We start from the raw sequence: 7,406 nt of genomic DNA, 5'->3' as shown, positions 1-7,406 counted from the left end.
GCCGGATCGCCGAAAACCGCCGCCGCCACGGCCCGGCAGAAATCAGCGTCGATCCCCGCCCAGTTGCCCCTGTCGTCGGGATTGGAGAAGCCGGGAAGCCCCTGGCTCACCCCGCATTGCAGATAGCCCCGCGCGTGCACGGTTTCGAGCGTCGCGGCGGCAGGCGCGGCGGTCTGGCTGCGGCTTGCCCGCTGGGCCTCCGTTTGCGGCTTTCCGGGCGCGGACCCCGGCCCGGGCAGGAAGAAATAGAGCAGCCCCGCACCGATCAGCAGCCCGAAAAGAAAGGGCACCACGCGGCTTTCAAACGTACTTCTTCTGGCCATCTCCTCCGGCCTCTTCCTTTTCTCTCCCTTTGCCAGCAAGGCCTCGGGGAATGTTATGCTGCGGGATGTTTAAAGCGATCCGCCCGGATTGGCCACAAGACTAACCGCATGGCGCCTCGGCGCAATGCCCCGCCGGCTTCCATCCCGTATGCGCGCTGACAGGCGACGCGAACATATGTGAAACCGGAGCATTGTCGCATGAACGGCGCAATACGGCCACGCCGGGGCACGAGGGCGGACGAATCGCAAGGCGCGCGGTCGGCATGGCCCGCAAGGTTGGGTGAATCGGAATGAAGCAGAAGCAGGACACGCTGATCGTCACTCTGGGGCGCGACCCGCACGCCAATTTCGGCGTCGTCAATCCGCCTGTCTATCGCGCCTCGACGATCCTCCATCCGACAGTCGAGGCCCTGCGGGGCCGGAAGCAGCCCTACACATACGGTCGCCGCGGCACGCCGACCACCGTCGCCCTGCAGCAGACGATCGCCGGCCTCGAAGGCGGCCACAACACCATGCTCACGCCTTCGGGCCTCTCGGCGGTGACGACCGCCCTCCTCTCGCTCCTGCGGACGGGCGATCACCTCCTGATGACCGACAGCGTCTATGGTCCCACGCGCCATTTCTGCGAGACGATCCTGAAGCGGAACGGCATCGAGACGGAATATTACGATCCGCTCGTCGGCGCGGGCATCGAGCGGCTGATGAAGGCGAACACCACCGTCGTCTTCACCGAATCGCCGGGCTCCATCACCTTCGAGGTGCAGGACATTCCGGCGATTGCCCGCGTCGCGCATGCGCATGGCGCGAAGCTCGTCATCGACAACACATGGGCATCGCCCCTCTACTTCAAGCCCTTCGAGCATGGCGCGGACGTGTCCATCCAGGCCATCACAAAATATCTCTGCGGACATTCCGACGTGATGATGGGCGCCATCACCACGAATGAGGAAACCTGGAAGACCGCGCTGTCAGGCCATGGCGCGCTCGGACAGATGGCCGCGCCCGACGATGCCTATCTGGTGCTGCGCGGCATAAGAACGCTCTCGGTCCGCCTCGAGCGGCACATGAAGACCGGGCTCACGCTGGCCCGCTGGCTCGCCGCCCGGCCGGAGGTCGCGCGCGTCATTCATCCGGCGCTCGAAAGCCACTCTGGGCATGCGATCTGGAAACGCGATTTCACCGGCGCGAGCGGCCTTTTCGGCGTCGTGCTCAAGCCATGCTCCGATGCGGCGCTTGCCGCCATGCTCGATCATCTGGAGTTCTTCGGCATGGGCTGGTCATGGGGCGGCTTTGAAAGCCTCATCGTGCCGCAGGACCTCGCAGGCATTCGCACGGCGACGCCGCCGAAGCTCGAAGGGCCACTCCTCCGCATTCATGCGGGCCTCGAAGATCCGGACGATCTCATCGCCGATCTCGATGCGGGCTTCGCGCGCCTCAACGCGGCGGGAAGCTGACACGGTGAGCGATCCGGGCGCATGGCTGACGCCGGCGGAAGCGGAAGCGCTCTGGCTTTCGCTGAAAACGGGTCTCGCGGGAACGGCGCTCTCGCTTCCGCCCGGCATCGCCATCGCATGGGGGCTCGCGCGCAGAAACTTCCCGGGCAAGATCGTCCTCGACGGGCTGGTGCATCTGCCGCTCGTGCTGCCGCCGGTCGTCACCGGCTATCTGCTGCTCGTCCTTTTCGGTCATGGCGGGGCCATTGGACAGTTCCTCGAGCGGGGCTTCGGCCTCACCGTCGCCTTCAACTGGAAGGGCGCGGCGCTTGCCTCCGCCGTCATGGGCTTTCCGCTTCTCGTCCGCGCCATCAGGCTCGCCTTCGAGGCCGTCGATCCGAAACTCGAAGCGGCCGCGCGAACGCTCGGCGCAGGCCCGGCGGATGTGTTCATGAGCGTCACCCTGCCGCTCATCACGCCGGGGCTCATCGCCGGGGCGCTGCTCGGCTTTGCCCGCGCGCTTGGCGAGTTCGGCGCCACCATCACTTTCGTCGCCAATATTCCGGGCGAGACGCAGACGCTGCCTCTCGCGCTCTATAGCGCGCTGCAAGTGCCGGGCGGCGAGATCGATGCGGCCCGCTTCGTGCTCCTGTCGCTCGTCCTCGCCATCGCCGCGCTCGGCGCCTCGGAATATTTCGCGCGGGCCATGCGCCGCCGCATCGGAGGCGCAGCGCAATGAGCGTGACGCTCAAGGCCGAAGTCCATCACAGGCTCGATGCGTTTTCGCTCGATGCCACCTTCGAGGCCGGCAACGGCGTCACCGGCATCATCGGCCCTTCCGGCGCGGGCAAGACGACGCTGCTCGCGGCCATAGCCGGGCTCAGCCGCCCCCGGCGCGGGCGCATCACGCTCGGCGATGTGACGTTTCTCGACACGGAGCGCGGCATCTTCCTACCGCCGGAGCGCCGCCGCATCGGCTATGTCTTTCAGGAGGCGCGCCTCTTTCCACATTTGAGCGTCGCGCAGAATCTCGACTATGGCGCAAGGCGCCGCGGCGCGGCGGGGGCGATCCCGCGCGACGAAGTCGTCGAGCTTCTCGGCCTCGCGCCGCTGCTCGGCCGCATGCCGCACTGCCTTTCCGGCGGCGAAGCGCAGCGCGTCGCCATCGGCCGGGCGCTTCTCTCGGCGCCGCGCCTCATGCTCATGGACGAACCGCTCTCGAACCTCGATATTCGCCGCCGCCGTGAGATCATGCCGTTTCTCGAGGCTCTACATCGCCGCCTCGAATTGCCGATCCTCTTTGTGAGCCACAATATCGACGAGGTCGTGCGCCTCGCCGATCGCGTGCTCGTCATGCGGCAGGGCGGCATCGTTGCATCGGGCGGCGTGGCCGATGTGCTCAACCGGACGGGGGTGCTGAGCCTCATTCTCGGCGAGGAGGCGCGCGAGGCCGACCCCGCAACCATTATCGACGCCCGCGTGGCGCGCCACGACGAACCGCATCACCTGACCGAAGTGGAGTTCGCGGGCGCGACCCTCACGCTTTCGCGCATCGAACTTCCCATCGGTGCGCCCGTTCGCCTGCGCCTTCATGCGCGCGACATTGCCATCGCTACCGAGCGCCCCGCCGCGCTCTCCATCCAGAATGTGATCGAGGCACGCATATCGGAGCTTCATCCGGCGGGCGCGGCGCAGATGGATGTGAGGCTCGCCATAGGCGGAGAGCCACATGCCGTAAGCCTCATTGCGCGCATCACCGCCCGCGCGGCCGAGCGCCTCGCGCTCACCCCCGGCCGCGACGTCTGGGCGCTCGTGAAGACGGTTGCGCTTGCAAGCGATCTCGCGCGCTTCGATCCCGACTAGCTCACGCCTCGCCGAAAATCTGCCGAAGATAGGGATTGAGAAACTTGCCCGCCGGGTCCAGCCGCTTGCGAACGGCCTGAAAATCGTCCCAGCGCGGATAAAGCCGGGACAATTGCGGCGCCGTCAGCGAATGCAGCTTGCCCCAATGCGGCCGCCCTTCATAGCGCGCGAAGATCGCTTCGACACCGGCGAAGAGTTTGTCATAGGGCTGGCGGTAATACTGGTGCACCGAGATCGTCACGCTGTCGCGCTGATAGAAGGGGCTCAACCAGATGTCGTCCGCCGCGACATAGCGATATTCCAGCGGGAAAAGGAAATTGACCCCGCTTTTGCGCATATGCGCGCCGACCTCGCGGATGCAATCCGGCCCCCGCTCGGCGGGAACCGCATATTCCATCTCGTTGAAGCGCACATTGCGATCGCTCGGAAATGCCTCATGCGACCAGCGCACGCGCCCCGGCGCCGTCAGCGAGCCGGACGAATAGCGCGTGCTGCTCGAGGTGAGGAACTTCTGCAACGGGCCGCGCAGGAACGGCGCATAGCGCGTCGCCTCGCAGGCAAGCAGAAAAATCTTGTCGTCGCGCGTAAGCTCACCATCCGGCCTGCGCCGGCGCGGCTTTGCCTGACGTTCCGTCTCGGTAAGGATCTTTATGATGGCGAGATCCGTGAACGGAAACCACCAGAACTCGAAATGCCGATGCGCGTCGCGCAGCTCCTCGGCGCGCCGCAGCGCCTCCTCGATCGGCATGGCGCCGCCCGTTTCCTCCAGCACATAGGCCGGGCGGCACTGCATGGTGATTTCGCTCATGATGCCGAGACTGCCGAAGGAAACGCGACCCGCATCGAACACGTCCGCGTTTTCGTTCCGGCTCGCCTGGATGACGCCGCCATCGGCGGTAACGAGACGGAAGCCCGCGACGCTTGCCGAGAGCGAGCCGAGATCGCCGCCCGTGCCATGCGTGCCCGTGCCGATCGCGCCCGCGAGCGACTGCCGGTCGATATCGCCCTGATTGATGAGGCAGAGGCCACGGTCGAAAAGCATGGGGCCGAGATCGCGAAGCGTCGTTCCCGCCTTGATGCGCGCCGTCAGCGCGGCCGGATCGTGATCGACGACGCCCGCCATATGGCGAAGCGTGATGATCGTCCCCTCGCTGCCGACGAGAGGCGTGAAGGAATGCCCGGTACCCGCGACGCGCACGGGGGCCTCGGCATCGCGAACGATCTCCGCAAGCTCCTCCTCGCAGGAAGGCTCGGCGATCAATCTGGGCCAGGACTTCACCCAGCCGGACCAGTTCGACCAGACGTAGTTCATCTCCCTCCTCCGATGCCTGCGGCGCAAACTTTTCGTCCCGCCGCAGACTATGGCACAGCGATGCCCGCGAAACGAGAAGAGCCCCGGCCTTCCGGGGCTCCTCGGTCGGAAGCCCGTGATCGCGTCAGCGCGTCACGGCTTCGGGGTTCGTCGCGCTTGCCGCCTTGAAGTCGCGCGCCATGACGGTGGCCTTGCGAATGTCTTCCGGCGACATGATCCCCGAAAGCTTTTCAAGCTCCTTGCTCGCGAATTGCGAAAAACCGTTCTGCACGGCGAGCAGGAAATACATGTACGCCTTGGTGTTGTCCTTTTCGACGCCCTCGCCTGACTCGTACATGGTGCCAATATTGTACTGCGCGACCGCCATGCCCTGCCTGGCTGCGGCCTCGTACCATTTCGCGGCCTCGTTCGCGTCGCGCGCCACGCCCCAGCCCTTGTCATACATGCTGCCGAGGTCCATCTGCGCTCTTGCGTCGCCATGCTCGGCGCCAAAGCGATAATAGCGGATGGCCTGCGCGACATCGCGCGGCACGACCTTCGCGTCGAAATATTCCTCACCCAGACGGAAAGCGGCGCCCGCGTCCTTGCCGACCTCGACGGCCTTCTTCCACTCGGCGAGGGCCTCGGGATAGAAGCCGCGCTGATAGAGATCGGCGCCGGTCGCCTCGCTCGGGGCCTTACCCGCAGCAAAGGCGAACGAGGCGCAGAAACAGACGATGGCGACGAGAAGGAAGCCGCCGAAAAGCGCCTGCCCCCTCATGGCCGTTTCATGCCGTTGGATTCCCACTCGAGCCTGCTCAAGCATCTCTTACTCCTCCCCCGGCCCCGGGGTCCTTGAAGACCGGTTTTCCGGTGCACGCAATCATCATGGCGCGGCGAGGAACAAATGTGAACCATCATGGACGCCGCCACGCGCCGCCAATCCCGCCGAATCCGCGCCGACTCGGCCGCGCCCCATGCCGCGATTCTGGAGGATCGCAGCCATGATTGCGCGACGAGGCGTGAATTTTTTGTCACGTCACTTGGCCCGATCGGCTGCGCATGGAACCCGGATGGTGCCGCCGAAGTCGCGAACAAAGACAAAAGGCGCGGAATATTCGCGGCTTTCCGCCATTTCCACCCGCCGATGTTTCAATTCAGGAAATTGCATCGTGTGTATTTGCAATAGGGTTAATTCAAATCCTGATTATGGGTTTAGAAGTTCTTTATATTTTTGCGGCCATTCTTTGCTCGCAGGGACAGCAGAGGTTTCGACTTCCAGCGACCTATGAGGTCCTTCAAACATGCGTCATAGGAGCATCGAAATGCGCGCTTTTCTCACCACCTTTGCCCGTAACGAAAGCGGCGCGACCGCGATCGAATACGGCCTCATCGCTGCTGGTATCGCCGTTGCGATCGCCACGGTCGTCGGCACGGTCGGCACGAAGCTGACGGGCATGTTCCAGGGCGTCAGCGACAAGCTCGGCACCACGCCCGCTACCTAACAGGCAGCACAGAAACCACGAAAGCCGGCCGCACGTTCATCCGCGCGGCCGGCTTTTTATTTTGCGTGTCTGCTTGTTTGCGTACCTGATTGCGTGAGACGTCGAGGCCGGAACTGCAAGAGGAAATGGCGATCCCGGCAGGATTCGAACCTGCGACCCCCTGCTTAGAAGGCAGGTGCTCTATCCAGCTGAGCTACGGGACCAGACCGTCAAGGCGCCGGAACGCGCGGCGCCACAGAATGCTCAATGCGTCCATTGGCCGATGCGGTCGGCCTTGAAATTATCCGCGTAAGCCTTGAGGTGAGAGCGCGCCGTCTGCGCTTCCATCACCTGATAGTCGATGCCCCTGCGCGTCGCATAGGCGATCGCTTCTTCCTTCGTGTCGAAGCGAAGCACGATCTGCGTGTTCGTATCGGGCGAGCTCGTCCAGCCCATCAGCGGTTCCACCTTGCGCGCCGCCGAGGGTTCGAACTCGAGCACCCATTTCTTCGTTTTCGCCTTGCCGGACTGCATGGCTGTCTTCGAAGGTCTGTAGATACGCGCGCGCGCCATTTCCTCGCTCCTGACCGATTGCCCCGACATTAGGGGCAATGTCTTGAAATCACATTCTTATCGCCTCAAATCGGCCCGAGTTGCAAGCCACAAGCAACCTCGCGCGGCGTGGCGTTTCCGCACTCCGCCCTGTCCTGAGGGGCCCAGATGTCTTCATCCGGCCGCCGCAGGTTCACGGCGCTGACACGCCAGGCGCGTATGGTCCTGTCCGTACCAGAGTTAGGGAGGCTTCCATGCCTGAATATCTCGACCTCACCTCTGCGAAGCGACTGCTGAAGGCCCAGGGGTTCAACACCCTTGATATTGAGTGCCTGCTCGATCTGACCGCCCCCCACAGCCGGAACGGTGAAAAGCTCTGGCCTGCCGACCGAATAGAGCGGCTGGCCGCCCGTGCATACTGGCTCGGCCAGCATGAGGTCTCTCTCTCGACCACTGCCGC

The 7,406-nt window shown here is 64.5% G+C and carries 9 protein-coding genes, 1 tRNA gene and 1 pseudogene; 6 read left to right on the top strand and 5 right to left on the bottom strand.

Features of this window, described 5'->3' with window-relative positions; all coding sequences use genetic code 11:
• A pseudogene (locus WBG82_RS16015) lies at positions 1-323 on the bottom strand (hypothetical protein); the annotation flags it as partial.
• Positions 324-613: 290 nt separating this feature from the next.
• Between WBG82_RS16015 and metC the strand changes: the two are divergent.
• From metC to modC, 3 genes are read left to right on the top strand one after another with little or no spacing between them, the layout of a single operon-like run.
• The gene (gene metC / locus WBG82_RS16010; protein ID WP_424425938.1) at positions 614-1,777 is read left to right on the top strand and encodes a cystathionine beta-lyase; all 1,164 of its coding nucleotides are present in this window, start codon (positions 614-616) and stop codon (positions 1,775-1,777) included.
• A 4-nt stretch (positions 1,778-1,781) separates the two neighbouring features.
• Positions 1,782-2,495, top strand: coding sequence for a molybdate ABC transporter permease subunit (gene modB / locus WBG82_RS16005; RefSeq protein WP_424425936.1), 714 nt, complete (start codon positions 1,782-1,784; stop codon positions 2,493-2,495).
• Positions 2,492-3,619, top strand: a complete 1,128-nt coding sequence (gene modC, locus WBG82_RS16000; protein ID WP_424425934.1) for a molybdenum ABC transporter ATP-binding protein — start codon at positions 2,492-2,494, stop codon at positions 3,617-3,619. The genes modB and modC overlap by 4 nt, the downstream gene beginning before the upstream one ends.
• A gap of 1 nt (position 3,620) precedes the next feature.
• Here modC and WBG82_RS15995 read toward each other — a convergent pair whose 3' ends face one another.
• Together WBG82_RS15995 and WBG82_RS15990 are read right to left on the bottom strand one after the other, a co-directional pair.
• A complete protein-coding gene (locus WBG82_RS15995) occupies positions 3,621-4,931 on the bottom strand; it encodes a D-arabinono-1,4-lactone oxidase (RefSeq protein ID WP_424425933.1) in 1,311 nt (436 codons plus the stop codon).
• A gap of 124 nt (positions 4,932-5,055) precedes the next feature.
• On the bottom strand, positions 5,056-5,691 hold the full coding sequence (locus WBG82_RS15990) for a tetratricopeptide repeat protein (protein WP_424425931.1): 636 nt from the start codon (positions 5,689-5,691) through the stop codon (positions 5,056-5,058).
• Positions 5,692-5,829: 138 nt separating this feature from the next.
• On the opposite strand from WBG82_RS15990, the gene WBG82_RS15985 reads away from it, so the two are divergent.
• A complete protein-coding gene (locus tag WBG82_RS15985) occupies positions 5,830-6,099 on the top strand; it encodes a hypothetical protein (protein WP_424425929.1) in 270 nt (89 codons plus the stop codon).
• A 136-nt stretch (positions 6,100-6,235) separates the two neighbouring features.
• Complete coding sequence (locus WBG82_RS15980; RefSeq protein ID WP_424425927.1) at positions 6,236-6,415, top strand: Flp family type IVb pilin; 180 nt, start codon at positions 6,236-6,238, stop codon at positions 6,413-6,415.
• 126 nt (positions 6,416-6,541) lie between these two features.
• Here WBG82_RS15980 and WBG82_RS15975 read toward each other — a convergent pair.
• Both WBG82_RS15975 and WBG82_RS15970 read right to left on the bottom strand, forming a co-directional pair.
• Positions 6,542-6,618: transfer RNA gene (locus tag WBG82_RS15975), tRNA-Arg, on the bottom strand.
• 40 nt (positions 6,619-6,658) lie between these two features.
• Complete coding sequence (locus tag WBG82_RS15970; RefSeq protein ID WP_324297386.1) at positions 6,659-6,967, bottom strand: ETC complex I subunit; 309 nt, start codon at positions 6,965-6,967, stop codon at positions 6,659-6,661.
• A 233-nt stretch (positions 6,968-7,200) separates the two neighbouring features.
• On the opposite strand from WBG82_RS15970, the gene WBG82_RS15965 reads away from it, so the two are divergent.
• Positions 7,201-7,406: hypothetical protein (locus WBG82_RS15965; protein WP_424425925.1), on the top strand; the 206-nt coding region annotated here is incomplete at its 3' end.

The sequence above is a fragment of the Parvibaculum sp. genome (assembly GCF_049671045.1).
In the GTDB taxonomy this organism is placed as follows: Bacteria; Pseudomonadota; Alphaproteobacteria; order Parvibaculales; family Parvibaculaceae; genus Parvibaculum.
Note: the sequence above shows the minus strand (reverse complement) of the source record. Positions and strands in the feature narration are given on the sequence as shown.

Bases quoted from the DNA above. Each gene is read 5' to 3' on its own strand.
- modC (WP_424425934.1), top strand. From the start codon at position 2,492: ATGAGCGTGACGCTCAAGGCCGAAGTCCATCACAGGCTCGATGCGTTT.
- WBG82_RS15970 (WP_324297386.1), bottom strand. From the start codon at position 6,967: ATGGCGCGCGCGCGTATCTACAGACCTTCGAAGACAGCCATGCAGTCC.
- metC (WP_424425938.1), top strand. From the start codon at position 614: ATGAAGCAGAAGCAGGACACGCTGATCGTCACTCTGGGGCGCGACCCG.
- WBG82_RS15985 (WP_424425929.1), top strand. From the start codon at position 5,830: ATGGACGCCGCCACGCGCCGCCAATCCCGCCGAATCCGCGCCGACTCG.
- WBG82_RS15990 (WP_424425931.1), bottom strand. From the start codon at position 5,691: ATGAGGGGGCAGGCGCTTTTCGGCGGCTTCCTTCTCGTCGCCATCGTC.
- WBG82_RS15995 (WP_424425933.1), bottom strand. From the start codon at position 4,931: ATGAACTACGTCTGGTCGAACTGGTCCGGCTGGGTGAAGTCCTGGCCC.
- WBG82_RS15980 (WP_424425927.1), top strand. From the start codon at position 6,236: ATGCGCGCTTTTCTCACCACCTTTGCCCGTAACGAAAGCGGCGCGACC.